Annotated in this window: 15 protein-coding genes and 2 pseudogenes; 5 read left to right on the top strand and 12 right to left on the bottom strand. The window is 64.7% G+C overall.

Annotation, left to right across the window (positions count from 1 at the left end):
• Positions 1 to 9: 9 nt before the first annotated feature.
• A pseudogene (locus JO391_RS18210) lies at positions 10 to 189 on the bottom strand (transposase); the annotation flags it as partial.
• 110 nt (positions 190 to 299) lie between these two features.
• Here JO391_RS18210 and JO391_RS21810 point away from each other — a divergent pair.
• Positions 300 to 1,167, top strand: a pseudogene (locus JO391_RS21810) (IS5 family transposase).
• 467 nt (positions 1,168 to 1,634) lie between these two features.
• On the opposite strand, the gene ligM reads toward JO391_RS21810, so the two are convergent.
• The 4 genes from ligM to JO391_RS18180 form a co-directional block, all read right to left on the bottom strand.
• Positions 1,635 to 3,038, bottom strand: coding sequence for a vanillate/3-O-methylgallate O-demethylase (ligM, locus tag JO391_RS18195; RefSeq protein ID WP_220661839.1), 1,404 nt, complete (start codon positions 3,036 to 3,038; stop codon positions 1,635 to 1,637).
• A gap of 84 nt (positions 3,039 to 3,122) precedes the next feature.
• Positions 3,123 to 3,815 (bottom strand): GntR family transcriptional regulator, encoded by a 693-nt coding sequence (locus JO391_RS18190; protein ID WP_220661838.1) that lies wholly within the window; start codon positions 3,813 to 3,815, stop codon positions 3,123 to 3,125.
• Positions 3,816 to 3,871: 56 nt separating this feature from the next.
• Complete coding sequence (locus JO391_RS18185; RefSeq protein ID WP_220661837.1) at positions 3,872 to 4,747, bottom strand: amidohydrolase family protein; 876 nt, start codon at positions 4,745 to 4,747, stop codon at positions 3,872 to 3,874.
• Entirely contained in the window at positions 4,744 to 5,526 is a 783-nt protein-coding gene (locus JO391_RS18180) for a crotonase/enoyl-CoA hydratase family protein (protein ID WP_220661836.1), read from the bottom strand. Before JO391_RS18180 ends, JO391_RS18185 begins: the two co-directional genes overlap by 4 nt.
• Before the next feature lie 247 nt (positions 5,527 to 5,773).
• On the opposite strand from JO391_RS18180, the gene JO391_RS18175 reads away from it, so the two are divergent.
• Genes JO391_RS18175 through JO391_RS18165 form a run of 3 tightly spaced genes read left to right on the top strand, consistent with a single transcriptional unit; the run spans position 5,774 to position 8,717 of the window.
• Positions 5,774 to 7,450 (top strand): feruloyl-CoA synthase, encoded by a 1,677-nt coding sequence (locus tag JO391_RS18175; RefSeq protein ID WP_259444750.1) that lies wholly within the window; start codon positions 5,774 to 5,776, stop codon positions 7,448 to 7,450.
• Positions 7,451 to 7,453: 3 nt separating this feature from the next.
• On the top strand, positions 7,454 to 8,203 hold the full coding sequence (locus tag JO391_RS18170; RefSeq protein WP_220661834.1) for an SDR family NAD(P)-dependent oxidoreductase: 750 nt from the start codon (positions 7,454 to 7,456) through the stop codon (positions 8,201 to 8,203).
• A gap of 58 nt (positions 8,204 to 8,261) precedes the next feature.
• On the top strand, positions 8,262 to 8,717 hold the full coding sequence (locus JO391_RS18165; protein WP_220661833.1) for a MarR family winged helix-turn-helix transcriptional regulator: 456 nt from the start codon (positions 8,262 to 8,264) through the stop codon (positions 8,715 to 8,717).
• On the opposite strand, the gene JO391_RS18160 is transcribed toward JO391_RS18165, so the two are convergent.
• The 7 genes from JO391_RS18160 to JO391_RS18130 all read right to left on the bottom strand — a co-directional run bounded on the left by JO391_RS18160 (position 8,714) and on the right by JO391_RS18130 (position 16,523).
• Positions 8,714 to 9,193, bottom strand: a complete 480-nt coding sequence (locus JO391_RS18160; RefSeq protein ID WP_220661832.1) for a DUF3237 family protein — start codon at positions 9,191 to 9,193, stop codon at positions 8,714 to 8,716. The genes JO391_RS18165 and JO391_RS18160 overlap by 4 nt on opposite strands.
• Entirely contained in the window at positions 9,186 to 10,784 is a 1,599-nt protein-coding gene (locus JO391_RS18155; RefSeq protein WP_220661831.1) for a carboxylesterase/lipase family protein, read from the bottom strand. Before JO391_RS18155 ends, JO391_RS18160 begins: the two co-directional genes overlap by 8 nt.
• An 83-nt stretch (positions 10,785 to 10,867) precedes the next feature.
• Positions 10,868 to 11,959: an extracellular solute-binding protein gene (locus tag JO391_RS18150; RefSeq protein ID WP_220661830.1), complete on the bottom strand. Its 1,092-nt coding sequence runs from the start codon at positions 11,957 to 11,959 to the stop codon at positions 10,868 to 10,870.
• Positions 11,956 to 12,822: an ABC transporter permease gene (locus JO391_RS18145; RefSeq protein ID WP_220661829.1), complete on the bottom strand. Its 867-nt coding sequence runs from the start codon at positions 12,820 to 12,822 to the stop codon at positions 11,956 to 11,958. The genes JO391_RS18150 and JO391_RS18145 overlap by 4 nt, the downstream gene beginning before the upstream one ends.
• Positions 12,819 to 13,715: an ABC transporter permease subunit gene (locus JO391_RS18140; RefSeq protein WP_220664620.1), complete on the bottom strand. Its 897-nt coding sequence runs from the start codon at positions 13,713 to 13,715 to the stop codon at positions 12,819 to 12,821. The genes JO391_RS18145 and JO391_RS18140 overlap by 4 nt, the downstream gene beginning before the upstream one ends.
• 8 nt (positions 13,716 to 13,723) lie before the next feature.
• Positions 13,724 to 14,857, bottom strand: a complete 1,134-nt coding sequence (locus JO391_RS18135; RefSeq protein WP_220661828.1) for an ABC transporter ATP-binding protein — start codon at positions 14,855 to 14,857, stop codon at positions 13,724 to 13,726.
• A 10-nt stretch (positions 14,858 to 14,867) separates the two neighbouring features.
• Positions 14,868 to 16,523: an amidohydrolase gene (locus tag JO391_RS18130; protein ID WP_220661827.1), complete on the bottom strand. Its 1,656-nt coding sequence runs from the start codon at positions 16,521 to 16,523 to the stop codon at positions 14,868 to 14,870.
• A 249-nt stretch (positions 16,524 to 16,772) separates the two neighbouring features.
• On the opposite strand from JO391_RS18130, the gene JO391_RS18125 reads away from it, so the two are divergent.
• Positions 16,773 to 17,546 (top strand): helix-turn-helix domain-containing protein, encoded by a 774-nt coding sequence (locus tag JO391_RS18125; protein ID WP_220661826.1) that lies wholly within the window; start codon positions 16,773 to 16,775, stop codon positions 17,544 to 17,546.
• Positions 17,547 to 17,698 lie beyond the last annotated feature (152 nt).

The following is a 17,698-nucleotide window of genomic DNA, read 5'->3' as shown; positions in this document are numbered from 1 at the left end:
TTTCTCGCGTCATAGCCAGAACATTAAGGTTGCGGCGAGTGCGAGGGCGGAAAGGACGACCTTGGGGCACCTGTCCTAGCGGGTTGCGATGTGGCGCCGGCCGTTCAACCGCCCGAACATGATCTCGATCCTGTTGCGGCGTCTGTATCGGCGTTTGTCGTGCTTGATGGGTTTTGCCCGAGACTTCCGGTGTAAGCCTCTGGTTATGGCCGTCTGACACCATTGGCTGAGGTCAGCTAGGACGTGTTGACAAAAGGATTCACAGGGCGGGCTGACTGTGATTCAAGCTGGCATCTGCGATGGAGACCAGCTTGGCACGAGACCTGATGTCGGACGAGGAGTGGGCGTTTCATGAACGCTTCATCTTGGCGGTCCGAGCGCCGAACGGGCGCCAACCCCTGAACCATCGTCTTGTTCTGGATGGTATTTTCTGGATCGCACGCACGGGGTCGCCGTGGCGGGACTTGCCCGAGGCGTTCGGCAAGTGGTCGTCGGTGTATCGCCAGTTCTGGCGTTGGACCCTTGCGGGGCTGTGGAGGGAGTCCTGAAGGCCCTCAACGAGAGCGGCCTTGTCCCGGACGCCATTCAGATGATCGTCAGTACCTTCGTCCGCGCCCATCATCGGGCAGCGGGCGCAAGAGGAGGCTGAGCCATGGTGCGCCACTGGTTCAAGCACCATGGCGAAGGCGACAGGGTCTTGGCCGTTCGCGCGCGTCCGGCGGGAAAACGATCCACTGGATCGTTTTCTGCTCCGCCTCCCACTTCACGACCAAGATCCACCACCGCGTCAACGGTGCCGGCCTACCCATGAGATCGGACATCACGCCGGGTCAGACATCGGACTATCTGGGCTTCGACCTGGTCATGGACGATAACTTACCCGAGCCTGCCGTCCTGCTGGCAGATCGCAGCTATGGCTCTGACAAGGTTTTCAAAACCATCGAGGCGCGCAACGTCGTGCCGGTAACTCCGGTTCGAAAGACCCGAAAACTGCGCGTCGCCGTGGATCGCACCCTCTACCGCCTGCGCGACCTAGTCGAGCGATGCTTCAACAAGCTGAAGAACGACCGCTGTGTGGCTACCCGTTACGACAAGACCGCTGAGAGCTTCCTGGGCTTCATCGACATCACCTCGATCCGCCTCCGGCTCCGCCATTTTTCAACATGACCTAGACAAAACGCTCCGCTACAGAAGGCCTCGCCGGTGCCAGAAACGGCCGACGCTATTTCGGGCACCTTCATGACCTGCCTCCCGGTCGTCCGCCGTTCATGACGAAACCCCCTGGGTTTGATGATGGCGGGTTTCCGCGCGGTCACATCATCGGAGCTCAGTACACACTACCATGTCGATCAAGTCCGGCGCCCATCCCGGCCTCCTGCGTAAACTGCTCGGGAGGTATATCGACCTTGTGTACGGTCGTATGCCCGCGCTCGGAGGTGGCGGGGCTGTATCTCGAGTTGCTGTACGAAGAGCCGATCAACCGCGCCAGCTTCGAAACCAAATCTCTGTCCTTGTGTCAGCGGTCGAGACCTCGACCCGCGCGTTTGAGCCCGGCATCCGCATTGCCGGCTGCCCGGTCTGGTTCATCAGCCAACGCCCGCGCGGCGGCCATCGCGCGCCGCCCGGAGCCTTGATCAGCGCTTGGTGCGCCAGCTGTCGGCGTAGTCGGTCCGCGCCTCGGCCGCATAGGGCGTCGCCGCCACCCGCACGCGGATGTCCGTCTGGCGATGCGGCTCGGTCGAGGTCTTGCCCGTGGTCTCGGGCTCGCCCCATTTCAGCGTCAGGATGTCACCCTCCTGCACCTCCTGCGCGACGACCCCCAAGGACAGCACGCAGCGTTCGTTGTAGGAGAAGCCGTTGAACATGCTCATGCCCACCATGCGGTCGCCCTGCATGACCATATCGGCGCTGGAGGAGGCATAGTTCGACAGCGGGAAGTCGATCCACTTGAACGGCAGGCCCTGTTCGAAGTTCGAGGCGATGACCTTCATCACATCGTCGCGGTTCCATTCGAAGGTCACCTTCTTGCGGTTCTTGGGCGAGCCCCTCATCGCCTGAAGCGCGGCCTTGCCGATGAAGTCGTCCTTCTTCCAGCCGATGTAGAAATCATAGCCCAGTTCGAAGGGGTTGACGTAGTAGTCCTCGATGTTGGCGCTGACGAAGCTGCCGCCGATCGAGCCCGCCGCCTCATAGCTGTCCGCCCCCAGCCAGTCGCGGTAATCGGCCAGCATGCCGCCCCCGGTATAGATCCCCGGCAAGGGCGAGGGGATCCAGCCCGATTCCAGCGTATTGGTCGCATAGGCCCGGCTGCCGCATTGCACCAGGTTCACGCCGACATCGCGGGCGGCCTGCAAGATGGTCGAGTGGATATAGTCCTTGTCCTTGTAGGGCCCCCAGATCTCCAGCCCCGGCGCGCCCGACATGCCGTGGCGCAGCGCCTGCACCCGGCGCGAGCCCACGGTGATGTGATCGACGTGAAAGAACTTGATCTCAGGCAGCGGTCCGCCGTTCAGACGCTCGAAGACCTTGGGCGCATCCGGCCCCTGGATCTGGAAGCGGTAATGTTCGCGCAGGACCCTTTCGCCCTCGGGCCGCGAGGGGCTGCGGGGGTCGTATTTCAACCGCACGTTCCACTTGCCATAGGCCGCGCAGAACATCAGCCAGTTCGAGGTGGGCGCGCGGCCGACGAGGATATATTTGTCCTCACGCTCGCGGAAGATGATGTGGTCGCCGATGACATGGCCCGCAGGCGTCACGGGGACATAGTGCTTGGCGCGGTTCAGGTCGAAACTGGCGAAGGAATTGATGCCGTGATGGGCCAAGAATTCGGTCGCTTGCGGGCCTTCGACGATCAGCTCGTCCATGTGGTGGCTTTGGTCGAACAGCACGGCCGATTGCCGCCAGGCCATCTGTTCGTTGCGCCAGTTCTGGAATTCGGGCGCCACAACCGGATAGACATAGATCCCCGATTTCGAGTTGCGCAGCAGGTCGACCGGATTGCCGGCCTTGGCCATGACCTGGGTCAGATTCGTGGGCATGAGGTCTCCTCCCTGAGATTTCATGTATACATTAACATCAAAGCTCGGGCGGAAATCAAGCGCGAAGCGCGAGGGATCGGCGGTTTATGTGTACATGGGCCGGGAACCCAGCAGCACCTCGACATTGCGGCGGGCGGCGCGGGCATGTTCGCGGGCCAGGGCCTCGGCCCGGGCGCCTTCGCGGCGGGTGATGGCGTCGAGGATGGCGCGGTGCTGTTCCTGTGCATGCGACAGCGTCCGTGTCAGGGCCGCGACCTGGGCCTGGTCGTCCAGAAAGGCCGAAGGGGCGGCATAGGGCAGCGCCTTGACGCGGGCGATCTCACGCAGCAGCACATCGCTTTGCGCCATCTGGGCGAGCAGGTCGTGGAAAGCGGTGTTCAGCTGGGAATAGGCTTCGATATCAAGTTCTTGGGCGGTAAAAAGCCCGTCCAGCCCGGTCAATGTCTCCTGGGCCTCGGCCAAGGCCGTTGGGGCGACGCCACGTTCGGCGGCGAAACGCGCGGCGGTGCCTTCGAGGACTCCACGCAGCTCAATCGTGTCCACAACATCGGAAACCGCAAAGCTGCGGACCACGAAGCCGCCCGCCGGAACCCGGTCCAGAAGCGATTCCACCGCCAGCCGCGCCAAGGCATCGCGGATCGGGGTGCGGGAAATCCCCAGCTCCTCGGCCAAAGCGACCTCGTAAAGCCGCGTGCCCCCCGGCAGGGCGCCATTCAGGATACGCTGGCGCAACAGCGTCAGGGCGCGCTGCGCATGGGTGCCCTTGGCCTGATCCATTCCTGTCTCCATGTATACATGGGCAGAATAGCCGGGTGCCGGCGCAATGTATACACTTACAGCTTCAGGATGCGCTTGGCGTTCTCTTTCAGGATCAGCGGGCGGACCTCGTCTCGGATCGGCAGGGCCGCGAAATCCTTCAGCCAGCGGTCGGGCGTGATGGCGGGCCAGTCCGAGCCGAAAAGCATCTTATGCTTCAGGATCGTATTGGCATATTGCACGAAGAGCGGCGGGAAATACTTGGGCGACCAGCCCGACATGTCGATATGAACATTGGGCTTGTGCTGGGCGACGGCAAGGCCCTCCTCCGTCCAGGGGAAGGAGGGATGGGCCAGCACGATGGTCATATCCGGAAAATCCACCGCCACATCATCGATATGGATCGGGTTGGAATATTTCAGCCGCATCCCCATGCCGCCGCGCATCCCCGAGCCCACGCCGGTTTGCCCGGTATGGAACAGCGCAATCGCGCCCTCTTCGGCGATGGCCTCATACAAAGGATAGGCCATGCGGTCATTGGGGAAGAACCCCTGCATGGTCGGATGGAACTTGAAGCCCTTGACGCCGAAGTCGCGCACCAGCCGACGCGCCTCGCGCGCGCCCACCCGCCCCTTGGCCGGGTCGATCGAGGCGAAGGGGATCAGGATGTCGGAATTCTCCGCCGCATGACGGGCGATGTCCTCGTTGGAATGGCGGTAGAACCCCGTCTCGCGCTCGGCATCGACGCCGAAGATCACGGCGGCGATGCGGCGCTCGCGGTAATAGGCGGCGGTCTGCGGCACGGTGGGCAGCATCCCGTCCACCCCGGCAGGGTTCTTGAAATAGGCCGCCATCCCGGCCTGGAATTCGTTGTAGCCGTCGTCCCGGTGACAGTTGCAGGGCTCTTCGGCATGGATGTGAAAGTCGATTGCGATGATGTCGTCGAGATTCACTTCGGCGCCTCCAGCTTGGCCACGCGCTTCTCCAGGAAGGCGCGCAGGCGCTCGGTCGCCTCGGGCGTGACCGAGGTCAGCGAGGACATCAGGCTTTCCACGAAAAGCCCATCCTCCGAGGACATGTCGCGGATGCGCGGCAGGGCATTGAGGATGGCGTAATTCGACATGGGCGCGTTTTGCGCGGCGGCCTTGGCCAGTTCGATGGCCTTCTCGAGCGCCTGACCGGCCGGAACGACGTAGCTGACGCCGCCCCATTGCTCCATCTGGACGGGGGCGACGGTGCGGCCGGTCAGCATCATGTCGCCCATGCGCTGCGCCCCGATCAGCCGCGCGATCCGCACCGAGCCGCCGCCGCCGACGAAGATCCCCCGCGTGCCCTCGGGCAGGCCGAAGAAGGCGGTCTCGTCGGCGACCCGGACGTGGGCGGCCGCCGCAAGCTCGAAGCCGCCGCCCACGACCGCGCCCTGCAGCGCCACGACGAAGGGGATGCCGCCGCGCTCGATCCCGTCGAAGATCCGGTGCCAGCGGCGCGAGCCCTGGACCGCGGCGATCAGCGGCTTTTCCACATGTTCGGCCAGGTCGAGCCCCGCGCAGAAATGCGTCCCCGTGCCATGCAGCACCGCAGCCTTGGCCTCGGTCTGGGCGCGTTCGACCGCCAGATGCAGCGCCTCCACCACCCGGTCGCTGATCGCATTGCGCTTGGCGGGCCGGTTCAGCCCGATCAGCGCGATATCCTCTTGCAGCGCATAGGTGACCAGCGAGGGCGATATGTCCATGGAAGCCATTCCTCTTTCCGGCGCGTTCAAAATGGTTATGAGATATAACGATTGCTCTGTAAATCCCCTTGCACGATTTTATATTCGAACCTACTGTTATCCAGCATAACAATGCGAGAGCATGGCCCAGGGGAGGGGTGCGATGGGAGAGGAAACCGCGAAGAGGCCGGAGCTGCAGATGACGACGTGTCCGGATGGCAGCCTGCTGATCCGGCAAGGGGCCGAGCTTCCGACCCCGGGGCGCACAATGACGGACCGCCTGCTGCATTGGGCCGAACTGGATCCGGACCGGCTGTGGATAGCCGAGCGTGCCGCCGATGGCACCTGGCGGCGCATGACCTATGGCCAGGGCGCCCAGGCGATCCGCGGCGTCGGGGCGGGGCTTCTGGCCTCGGGGCTCTCGGCGGAGCGGCCCCTGCTGATCCTGTCGGGCAATTCCATCGCCCATGCGGTGATGACGCTGGGCGCGCAAATCGTGGGCGTGCCCTCGGCGGCGCTGTCGCCGGCCTATGCGCTGTCGGGCGAGGATCGGGGCAAGCTTGCCCAGGTCGTGGCGCAGTTGACGCCGGGCATGGTCTTTGCCGATCACGCCGCGCGCTACTTGCCGGCCATCGCGGCGACCCTGGCCCCGGATATCCCCCTGGTCTGCCTTTCGGGAGGCGGGGGTCGTCCGGTCCTCGCCTTTGACGCGCTTTGCCGCACCGAATGGGGCGCCGAGGCCCATGCCGCCTATCAGGCGGTGGGGCCTCAGACCGTGGCCAAGTTCCTGTTCACCTCGGGCACCACGGGCAGCCCCAAGGCGGTGATCCAGACACATGGGATGCTCTGCGCCAATCAGACCATGGTGGAATTGGCCTATGACTTTTTGGCCGAAGAGCCTCCGGTCCTGGTCGATTGGGCGCCGTGGAACCATACGGCCAGCGGCAACAAGGTCTTCAACATGGCGATCCAGCATGGTGGGGCCTATTACATCGACGACGGCCGCCCGACGCCCGACGGCATCGCCCGCACCCTGCGCAATCTGCGTGAAGTGGCGCCGACCTGGTATTTCAACGTCCCCCTGGGCTTTCAGCACCTGATCGAGGCGATAGAGGCCGACGAGACCCTCGCCGCCCATTTCTTCTCGCGCCTGCGGATGCTGATGTATGCGGGGGCCGGGATGAGCCAACCCGTCTGGGACCGGCTGAGCGCGCTCGCCCGCAAGCATGGCCGCCCCGACCTGCCCATCGTCTCGGGGCTGGGGGCGACCGAGACCGGGCCCTTCGCGCTTTATCACGCCGACCGGAAAGAGGGGCCGGGCAATATTGGCATCCCGGCCGTGGGCGTGACGCTGAAGCTTGTCCCGCAAGAGGGCAAGCTCGAGGCGCGGCTGAAAAGCCCCTCGATCACGCCGGGCTATTGGCGCGACCCGGGGCTGACGGCGCAAGCCTTTGACGAAGAGGGCTTTTACAAGCTGGGCGATGCCTTGCGCTTTGCCGTGCCGGGGGATGCCTCGGCGGGCTTTGTTTTCGACGGGCGGCTGGCCGAGAACTTCAAGCTGGCCAGCGGGACCTGGGTGACGGTGGGGCCTTTGCGGACGGCTTTGGTCGATGCGATGGGCGGGCTCATTTCGGATGCCGTCATCGCGGGCGAGGGGCGCGACGATCTGCGCGCCCTTCTGGTGCCGAACTGGGCGGCGCTTGGGGGCGGCCCCGAAGCACGGGCGCTTCTGGCGCGGCGGCTGGCGGATCATGCGGCACGGGCCACCGGCAGCGCCTCGCGCATCGTGGCGGCCATGGTGCTGGTCGAGCCATTGAATTTCGACCGCGGCGAGGTGACCGACAAGGGCTCGGTCAACCAGAGGGCGGTCTTGCGCGAAAGGGCCGACCTTGTGGCGGCCTTGTGGTCGGATGCGCCCGACGTGATCCGGATCGAGGAGGCGTAAGTGATGCGGGATAGCCATATGGCAGTGACGGGCGGCGGCTCGGGGCTGGGGGCGGCGGTGGCGCGGCACCTGGCGGCGCAGGGCGCGCGGGTCACGGTGATCGACCGCAATGCGGAAGCCGCCGTGCAGGTGGCCGAGGCGGTCGGCGGGCTGGCGCTGGCGCTGGACGTGACCGATGCCGGGGCGGGCGAGGCGCTGGACCGCGCCATCGCGGCGCAGGGCGCTCTGTGGGGCCTCGTGAATTGCGCAGGCATCGGCGGGGCCGCGCGGATCCTCGGCCGCGAAGGCCCGATGGAGATGGAGGCCTTCGACCGCGTGATCCGGGTCAACCTTCTGGGCACCTTCAACATGCTGCGGCTGGCGGCGGCGCGGATGCAGGGGAACGATGCGATCGAGGGCGAGCGGGGCTCCATCGTCAACACCGCCTCGGTCGCGGCTTTCGACGGGCAGCTCGGTCAGGCGGCCTATGCGGCCTCCAAAGGGGGGATCGTGTCGCTGGCGCTTCCGGCCGCGCGAGAGCTTGCGCGCTTTGGCATCAGGGTGAACACCGTGGCGCCGGGCCTCTTCCTGACGCCGCTTCTGGCGGAACTTCCGGCCGAGGTGCAGCAGGGGCTGGCGGCCGCCATCCCCTTTCCGCCGCGCCTGGGCGATCCGGGGGAATTCGCCGAGGCCGTCGCCTTTTGCCTTACCAACCGCTATCTGAATGCCGAGGTCATCCGCCTCGATGGCGGGTTGCGTCTGCCGCTGCGCTGATCGTGGTGGCCTACAACATTGGTATGGTATTCCCGCGCGATTTCGCTATTTTCGCACCATGACACAGACCCATACCGACCGTATCGACGACCTCGACCAGGATCTTTCCGTCTTCTTGGGCTATGAGATGAAACGCGCCCTGTCGCTCATCCAGGCCGATCTGGCGCGGGTCTTGGGCGAATTGGGGCTTCGGGCGGTGTCCTTTTCGGCGCTGACGGTGATCGTGCAGACCCCAGGCCTGACGCAAAGCGCCCTGGCCGATGCGCTGCAGATCGAAAGATCGAACTTGGTCACGCTGATCGACGAGCTGTCAGAGCGCAACCTGATCGTGCGCGCCCCCGTCGCGGGCGACCGGCGCCGCCATGCGCTGATGCCCACAGCCGAGGGTCAGCGACTGGCGCGTGTCGCAGGCGCCGCCGTGGCCGCGCATGAGGACCGGCTTTTCGCCGGCCTCACAGAGGAGGAACGTCGCGAGCTGCAGCGCCTCCTCGCCAAGTTTCGCCGCACGGCCTAGATCAGCACCTCATAGACCGAGACCAGCACGCCACCCTCCCAGTCATCCACCGTGCCGATGAAGAAGCTGCGGTTCAGCCAGTCATGGGCCCCCAAGGGCGCGATGAAATCGGGGCGCGAGACCAGGTAGTTGCGGCCGCGCGGGCCAAAGGAGGGCTCGTCATAGAGCCCCTTGTTGTGCACCACGATCACCGTGCCATCGTCCATCCGGATGCGATAAAGCGCATCGACCACGGCCATGGCATCGTCACGAAGGACGGAAATATCGGCGCCAGAGCCGATGACCTCGCCTTCGGACACGACCCCATCCGGGGCAAAGGCGCGCAGGCGCCCGCCGCTGATCGGATAATTCCGCCGCAAGCCATCGGGCGTCCGGCCAAGGTCCTCGTCCGGGCCCAGCGTCACGGCCAAGCGCATGGCCAAACGCAGACCGAACCGGTCCTCGTCATCGGGGCGAGAGAGCAATTCGTCATACATCTTGGGCTCCTTGGTTGCGGCCGGTGAAACGCGCAAGCAGCGTTTCGTCCCAAAAGGCCTTGCGGGCGCCCAGCGGATGGGCGGCCAGGTGGGTCTTGGGGCCAAAGATCATGGTCTGACCCTTGGCGCGGTCGTATTGCGGCCAGTCGCGGGGCTGGCCATCGCGGATGAAGTCCAACAGCGCCCCGGCCATCTGGTCGCAAAGCCTTTGACGCAGCGGGGTGTTTTCGGGCGTCGTGGGGCCGATCAGCTCTTCGCCTGCCGGGGTAAAGGGGCGCGCAAAGAAGAAGGGCAGATCGGCGGCATGCATGGCGCGGACCTTGTCATCGACCTCCATGTCGAAGCGATACATCCAGACCCTGCTTTGCGCCGAGGCGGCTTCGGCCCACCAGGTCGTGGGCAGGGTGAAGCCCACGTCAGAGACGAAATGCATCCCCTGCACGCCTGGGGTCTCTTCGGGGAAAAAGCGGGCATAGGCCGCCACGGCCTCGGCCTGGGTCTGGGCCGAGAGAAAGCCAAAGCGTTCCGCCATCCAGGCGGGCTCGGCCTGGTCAAGGTCAGGATCCCATTGCAGCCAAAGCCCGGCCTCGTAATTGGTATAGCCGATCATCAGATCGATCCCCGCCATGGCGCCCTCAGCCACGGCCTGCATGGGCACCTGGGGGCAGATGTCGCCGTCAAGGCCGGGGTAGAACTGGCCGTCCAGGCCGAAAAGCTCGGCCTCATAGTCGATCTGACCGGTGGCGCGGCAAAGCTCATGGGCGGGGGCATTGAGCAGGCGGTCGGCGTCCTTGATCCCGGCGCGGGTCATCACATCCAGGCTGATCTCACGGACGGTTTCGGGCGCATGGCGATAGCGCGGGCCGTCGCCGCCCATGCCGGCGGGGCCGGTCACATTGCTCATCACCACGGCGCGGCGGATCATCCCCTTGAGCCGCCCCGAGGCCAGAAGCCAGCTGACATCCATCCCCCCCGCGGATTCGCCCCCCAGGGTGATGTTATCGGGGTCGCCGCCAAAGGCCGCGATATTGGCCTTGATCCAGCGCAGCGCCAGAAGCTGATCCTTCAGCCCATTGGTATAGGCGCCGCGATAATCCGGCCCCAGGACGGGCTCCACATCCATGAAGCCCAAAAGGCCAAGGCGATAGTTCAGGGACACGACGACCACATCGCCGCGGAGCGCCAGGGCGTCGCCGTGATAGATCGGCAGGCGGCTCCCTTCCAGGTGATTGGCCCCGCCGTGGATCCAGACATAAACGGGCCGCTTTTGCCCGTCCCGGTTGGGCGCCCAGACGTTCAAGGTCAGGCAATCCTCATCCCCCACCACATCGGGGGCGGCAGCAGGATCGGCGCCAAGGTCGCGCAGCATATCCTCGGCCTCGGGAATGGCGGTCTGCACCGAGGCCGCGCCAAACCGCGTGGCCTCCAGCGGTTCGGCCCAAGGCATCACGGGCTCAGGCGGGCGAAAGCGCAGGGCACCAAGCGGGGGCTGCGCATAGGGGATGCCCAACCAGGCCAGGCAGCCATCCTTCTGGACAAAGCCGCGCACGGGGCCGGATTGGGTATGAACAAGCAGATCGGCGGCCGTCATGGCGAGCTCCGGTCAAGAAGACCCCAGCACTTGGCCGGGAACAGGGGGGGGAGGCCCCGGCCTGTCGGGCCGGGGCGGGAGTGTCATTCGCCCGAACGGAAGCGCGTCCAGGCGCGGTTCCTCTGGCGGTTCAGCGTGTCTTCGACCGTGCCCGTGACGAAGAGCGAGGCCAGGACCTCGCCCTCGGGAAAGATCGTCTTGTCGCCCGCGATTTCGGGCGGCAGAAGATCGCGCGAGGCCGGGACGCCATTGGCATAGCCCAAGGTCACCGTCAGATGGGCCGAGATCTCGGGCGAGAGCAGGTGGTCGATGAAGGCATGGGCCGCCTTGGGATTGGGGGCATTCTTGGGGATGGCCAGGGTCGTGATCCAGGCCATCGTGCCCTCTTTCGGCAGGACGTACTCGATCTTCTGGCCATTGCCCGCCTCGATGGCGCGCGCCTTGGCCTGCAGGATATCGCCCGAATAGCCGATGGCGACGCAGATATTGCCCGTGGCCATGTCGGTGATCAGGCGCCCCTTGTCCAAGGTGACATAGGGCCGGATCTGATCCAGCAGAGCCATGGCCTTGTCGAGGTCATCGGCGCTCTGCGTCTGGGGATCGAGACCCAGGTAGTTCAGCACCAAGGGGATAACATCGGTGGCAGAATCCACCACAGCAATCCCGCAAGAGGCCAGTTTCGCGGCATTTTCAGGCTTGAAGACCAGGTCGAAACTGTCGACCGGCGCATCGGGAAACAGCGCCTTGACCTTGTCGACGTTATAGCCCAGCCCATTGGTCCCCCAGCCGCCGATGGCCGCATATTCCAGCTTCGGATCGGCGCGCTTCAACAGCTCCAGCAATTCGGGCGATTGCAGCGCGTAGTTGGGGATGAGGCTCTTGTCCAGCTTCTCTATCGCCCCGGCTGCGATCTCGCGCTGCAGGAAAGGAGTCGCAGAGGGCACGATGAAATCATAGCCCGTGTCGCCCGACAGAAGCTTGGTCTCCAGCGTCTCGTCGCTGTCGTAGTTGTCATAGGTGACCTTGTAGCCGGTCTTATCGGTGAAGCTATTCAGGATCACGTCATCGAACAGCCCCGCCCAGGCATAGATACGTAGCGTGTCGTCCTGGGCTGAGGCGGGCAGGACATGGCAGGCCAAGGCGGCGGCCAGAAGCAAGGCTGTAGGCAGTTTCATCGCTGTTTCCCTAGTTGGATATGATGGCCGTTTCTTGTGGCCCTGGAAACTTGGGCGGCATCGGGTTCGCGGCGATGGCGCCTTTGCATGGTCTTGCGGTTGATCACAGCCGTGGTGACCAGACCAAGCGCCACAACCCCTATGACGAGGCTAGACAGGGCGTTGATCTCGGGCGAGACCCCGGTACGCACGGAGGAATAGAGCCGCAAGGGCAGCGTGGTCGAAGAAGGCCCCGACGTGAAGGAAGCCATGACCAGATCATCCAACGACATTGAAAAGGCCAGAAGCCAGCCAGACAGGATCGCGGGCGCTATATTGGGCAGCGTCACGAGCCAAAAGACCTTGGCTGGGGTGCAGCCGAGGTCCATCGCGGCCTCGTCCATTGCCCTGTCATGGGTGGCGAGCCGGGATGAGACCACGACGCAGACGAAGCACATCTCCAGCGTGGCTTGCGCCAGCATGATCGTGCCCTGGCCGCGGTCCAGCCCCACCGCGATGAACAGAAGCAGCATGGACAAGCCCATGATGACCTCGGGCATGACGAGGGGCGCATAGACCAGGCCGGAAAACAGCGTCCTTCCCGGGAATGTGCCACCGCGCACCATGACATAGGCGGCCATGGTTCCGAGCACCGTGGCCAGCGTCGCAGACATGAGGCCGATGCGCACGGACACCATCGCTGCATCCAGGAAATCTTGATTGGCGAAGAGGACGCCATACCAATGGGTCGAAAACCCGCCCCAGACGGTCACAAGCTTGGACGCGTTGAAGCTATAGATCACCACGATCAGCATGGGCAGGTAGAGGAATGCCAGACCCAGGGCCACGGCTGTGACGTTGAACCAGCTCATGCGTGCGTTCATGCGCGGGCCTCCTGCTCTTGCAGGCGGGTTTGCACGCGTTGAAAGGCCATGATCGGCACAATCAGGATCAACAGAAGCAGCACCGCCACCGAGGCCGCCACCGGCCAATCGCGGTTGGCGAAGAATTCTTCGAAGAGGACCTTGCCGATCATCAGGGTTGAGGAGCCGCCCAGAAGCGTGGCGATGACGAATTCTCCGATCGCCGGGATAAAGACCAGGAAGCAGCCCGCCACGATCCCATGCCGCGCCAAGGGCACGGTCACCAGCCAAAAGGCCTTGACGCGCGAACAACCAAGGTCCTGCGCCGCCTCGATCAGCGATGCGTCCAGCCGCTCCAGCGTGGAGTAAAGCGGCAGCACCATCAGCGGCAGATAGGCGTAGGTGATGCCCAGGTAGACCGCGAAGGGGGTGTTGAGCATCACGATCGGCTCGGAGATCAGCCCGGTCCACATCAGGAAATGGTTGATCAGCCCCTCATTCGCCAAAAGCCCCATCCAGGCATAGATGCGGATCAGGAAAGAGGTCCAGAAGGGCAGGATGACCAGCAAAACCAGCGTGGGCTGGATGTGGCGCGGCGCGCGGGCCATGCCATAGGCGATGGGAAAGCCCACCAGCAGCGTGATCGCGGTGGACCGCGCCGCGATCCAGAGGCTGGAAAGATAGGCCTTCCAATAAAGGTCATCCGTGGTCAGGAATTCGTAATTGTCAAAGCTCAGCTGGCCCAGGTAGTCCTTCAGCCCCTGCCACCCCGAGGCCGCATCGAAGGTCGGCGTATAGGGCGGGATCGCCGTGGCCGTCTGGGTCAGCGAGATCTTGAAGGCCATCAGGAATGGCACGAGGAACAGCACCACCAGCCAGGTGAAGGGAATGGCGATCAGGACGAAGCGGCGCAGCGTCATGTCTAGCGCTCCAAGATCAGGCCGGCGGTGTCGGTCCAGCTGAGCCAGACCTCCTCCTCCCAGCCGAAATCGCGCCGCGACAGGCGCTTGGCATTGGTCATCTGCGCCTTGACCATCTGCCCGTTGGACAGCCGCACGTGATAGGTCGAGGTATTGCCGACATAGGCGATGTCGATGATCCGCCCGCGCTGCTGATTGGGGCGCGAGGGGTCGGGCTCGGCCGAGACATAGATCTTTTCGGGGCGCAGCGCGTAAAAGACCCTCTGCCCCGGGGTCAGGCTGCCCTCATGGACGGCACGGATCGGCGGAAGGCCCTCGGCATGGGCGATGTCATAGCCGCCGGGGACGGCGGTGGCCGAGCCTTGGATGATATTCACATCGCCAATGAAATCGGCCACATAGACGGAATTCGGGGTCTCGTATATGCCCGCAGGCGTCGCCACCTGGATCAGCTGGCCATGGTCCATCACCGCGATACGGCTTGCGACCGTCATGGCCTCTTCCTGGTCATGGGTCACGATCACAAAGGTCGTGCCGGTCTTTTCCTGGATGTCCATCAGCTCGAACTGGGTCTCGTGCCGCAGCTTTTTATCCAGCGCGGCAAGGGGTTCATCCAGGAGGAGCAATTTCGGCGCACGGGCCAGCGCGCGGGCCAGGGCCACCCGCTGCCGCTGCCCGCCCGAGATCTGGTCGGGCTTGCGGCGGGCGAATTTCTCCAACCGCGTCAGGCGCAGCATTTCTTCCACGCGGGCCGCCATGGCCGGTTTCGCCATGCCGTCGCGCTTCAGGCCAAAGGCGATGTTGTCCCAGACCGACAGATGCGGAAACAGCGCATAGCTTTGGAACATCATGTTGACGGGCCGCAGATGCGGCGGCACATGGCCGATGTCGCGGCCATCGAGGAAAATCGAGCCCGCGGTGGGCGTCTCGAACCCCGCCAGCATCCGCATCATCGTCGTCTTGCCGCAGCCCGAGGGGCCAAGCAGGGCAAAGAACTCGCGCGGATAGATGTCCAGAGTGAGGTTCTCGATCGCGGTGAAGGTGCCGAAGGCCTTGGAGACGCCCTGAAAGCGGATCAGGGGCTGGGCCTGCGGATCATCCCAGGGCGCGAAGAGCGGTTTCTGCGGGCTGTTCATCGGCGCCCCGTTACAGGTTGTTGTGGGTCAGGCGACCCGCGCAGATGGTCAGCCGCGCACCGGACTCGGCCAGGCCGGCCTCGTCGGCCGCCTCGATGTCGCGATCGAAAAGCGTCAGGTCCGCAGCCAACCCCGGGGCGATGCGGCCGCGTGCGGCCTCGTCGAAGGCCACCCAGGCGGCGGCCTCGGTGATGCCGTAAAGCGCGGTGGCAAGGTCCACCCGCTGAACCGGCCCGCCCGAGGACCAGTCGGGGCGATGGACGGCGGCGGCCAGCGTGATCCCGGGTTCCAAGGGCGCTACGGGCCAATCGGTGGCAAAGACAAAGGCCGCGCCCGCGGCCCGCAGATCGGCCAGAGCAAAGGCATAGCGCCCGCGCGCGGGGCCGATGAGGTCGAGGTAGCCCTCGCCCCCCTCGGGCGTATGGGTGGGCTGCATCGAGGCCACCACGCCCAACTCGGCAAAGCGGGGAATGTCGGCGGGGTCGATGACCTCGATATGTTCGATCCTGTGGCGGCTGTCGCGGCGGCCATTGGCCTTTTGCGCCGCCTCATAGGCGTTCAGCACCTGGCGCACGGCCCCATCGCCCACGCAATGCACCGCGACCTGAAAGCCCAGCCGGTCGGCCTCGGTGATGATGGCGTTGAGTTCCTCGTCGGAAAAGAGGGCCGTGCCGCGATTGCCCGGGGTGTGGCTGTAATCCTCCAGCATAAAAGCCGTGCCCGAGTCGATCACTCCATCGGCAAAGATCTTGACGAAGTCGCAGCGCAGCATCTCGGACTGATGCGCCTTGCGCCAGCGCACAGCATGGGCCAGATCCGCTGGCCCATGGCCCTGCTGGATATGGAAGGGCACGCGCACCCGGACGGGCAGACCCCGGCTGGCATCCAGCTCGGCCAGAAGCTCCAGCTGATAGAGGCTGCCGTCCATGTTCTGCACCGCCGTCAGGCCTTGCGCGGCGCAATGGGTCAGGGCGGTCCACAGTGTCTCGCGGTCGGCGGAGCGGTCGGCCTCCGACACATTGGGGCGGCGGAAGGGGTCTTGGGCGGCAGAGAAATGGCGGGCGGCGGCGGGGTTCACCTGGCGGACGAGGTCGATGGCTTCGAACTCCAACAAAGTGCCGGTGGCATTGCCCGCGTCATCCAGCACGATGACATTGCCGGGCGAGAGATCCGCCCCCCGCTCGATCCCCGCCAGTTTCAGCGCGGCGGTGTTGACCCAGGCCGTGTGGTAATCCACCGCCATGACCATCATCGGAATATCGGGGCAGAGGTCGTCGAGGATATGTCGGTCGGGGAAGCTTTCCGCCGAGACGATGTGGTAATCGCAGGACTGAGCCGCCAAGAAGCGCAAGCCCGGATGCCGGGCGCGGTAGTCGCTCACCGCCGCGCGGAAGGCATCAAGCCCCATGACCCCCGCCAAAGACAGATCGGCCAGCGACAGCCCGCCGCCGAAAAGATGCAGGTGGGCGTCGTTCAGACCGGCGGTCAGCGTGGCGCCCTGCCCGTCCAGCCGCCGCGTCAGCGGGCCCAGCGGCGGGGCCTGATCCGCCTGGCCTACGCTCTGGATCTTGCGGCCCGAGATGGCCACCCAATCCGCACGCGGGCAAGAGGGATCGCCGGTCAGCACCTTGGCGTTGTGAATGAGGATATCGGCCTGGGTCGTCATCGCATGTCCTTCCAAGGGTCTGCGCATGACGAGGCCGCTCCCGAAAACCGGGCTCAGGTCCTGATCCGTGTTGCAAAGCGGCCCTGGTCCCTTGGCGGTTTGCCCGCCTTGTGGTGACCCGCGTGCCGCGAACCCTGTTATCTTGTGTGAAACAAATCTGACACCGGGCCGGGCGCCAAACAATATGGGATTGACCCAAGGCACGTCGCGGGTTGATATGGAAACCGGACAAATCGCGACAGGGCGTCCATGACCAAGGACAATCTGACGGAAAACCTGCGTTTCCTGACCGGCTATGCCCCCTCGGTCAAGGAAATCTGCGCCAAGGCCGGGGTCAATCGCACGCAGTTTCATCGCTATCTGGCCGGAGGGAGTATGCCCTCGCTACGCAGTCTGCGGCGAATCTGCGATTACTTCGGGGTCGAGGATCACGAGGTCATGCTGGATCACGACCGCTTTCGCGAGCTGATCCGACTGCGCCCGCCGCGTCTGGGCCATGCACCCGATCCCTATGGCGAGGCTCTGACGCGGCTAAACACCGGCGATGCGGTGCCGCGCGTCTCGATGGGCTTTTATCACCTGATCTTCCGGCCCGAGTCCGAGGTGGATCTTTACTACCGCAGCCTGATCCGGATGCGGACCGAGGCGGGGGGCATCGTCATCCGCCAGATCGAACGCTTTCCGCGCCCGGCTCTCGCTCTGCCCCGCCGCATGACCTATGAGGGCACGGCCTATACCCGCCACGGCAAGCTTTTCGCCCAGGTGCAAGAGATTCGCTATCGCCGCTCGGCCTGGTTTTCGGTCCTGTCGATCGGGGATTTCGCCAATCCACGCATCCTGCATGGGCGCGCGGTCGGGACCGAGCCTGAAGGCACGGCCGGGATTCTGAGTTTTCCGGTCGTCTGGCTTCACCTGGACGAACAGCTTGCGGTGCGCGCGGCTCTGGGGGCCTGCGGTTATTTCCGCGCCGCAGAGATGAACCTGGCGCCCGAAGTCGCCAATGTTCTGGACAGCTTCGCCTGAAGGCGGGCTGGGCAACGAAGGATCGCGCCTCGCCCTCCCCTGGGGGCTCTGCCATACCCCTCCGCCGGGATCACAGTTTGTCGCGCAGGGAGGCTTTGTTGCGCAAATGTGGTGAAGGATTCACGCAGCGAATCCAGCGTGAACGCTGGTTT

The sequence above is a fragment of the Neotabrizicola shimadae genome (assembly GCF_019623905.1).
GTDB lineage: Bacteria > Pseudomonadota > Alphaproteobacteria > Rhodobacterales > Rhodobacteraceae > Neotabrizicola > Neotabrizicola shimadae.
This window is presented reverse-complemented; position numbering and strand designations above follow the sequence as displayed.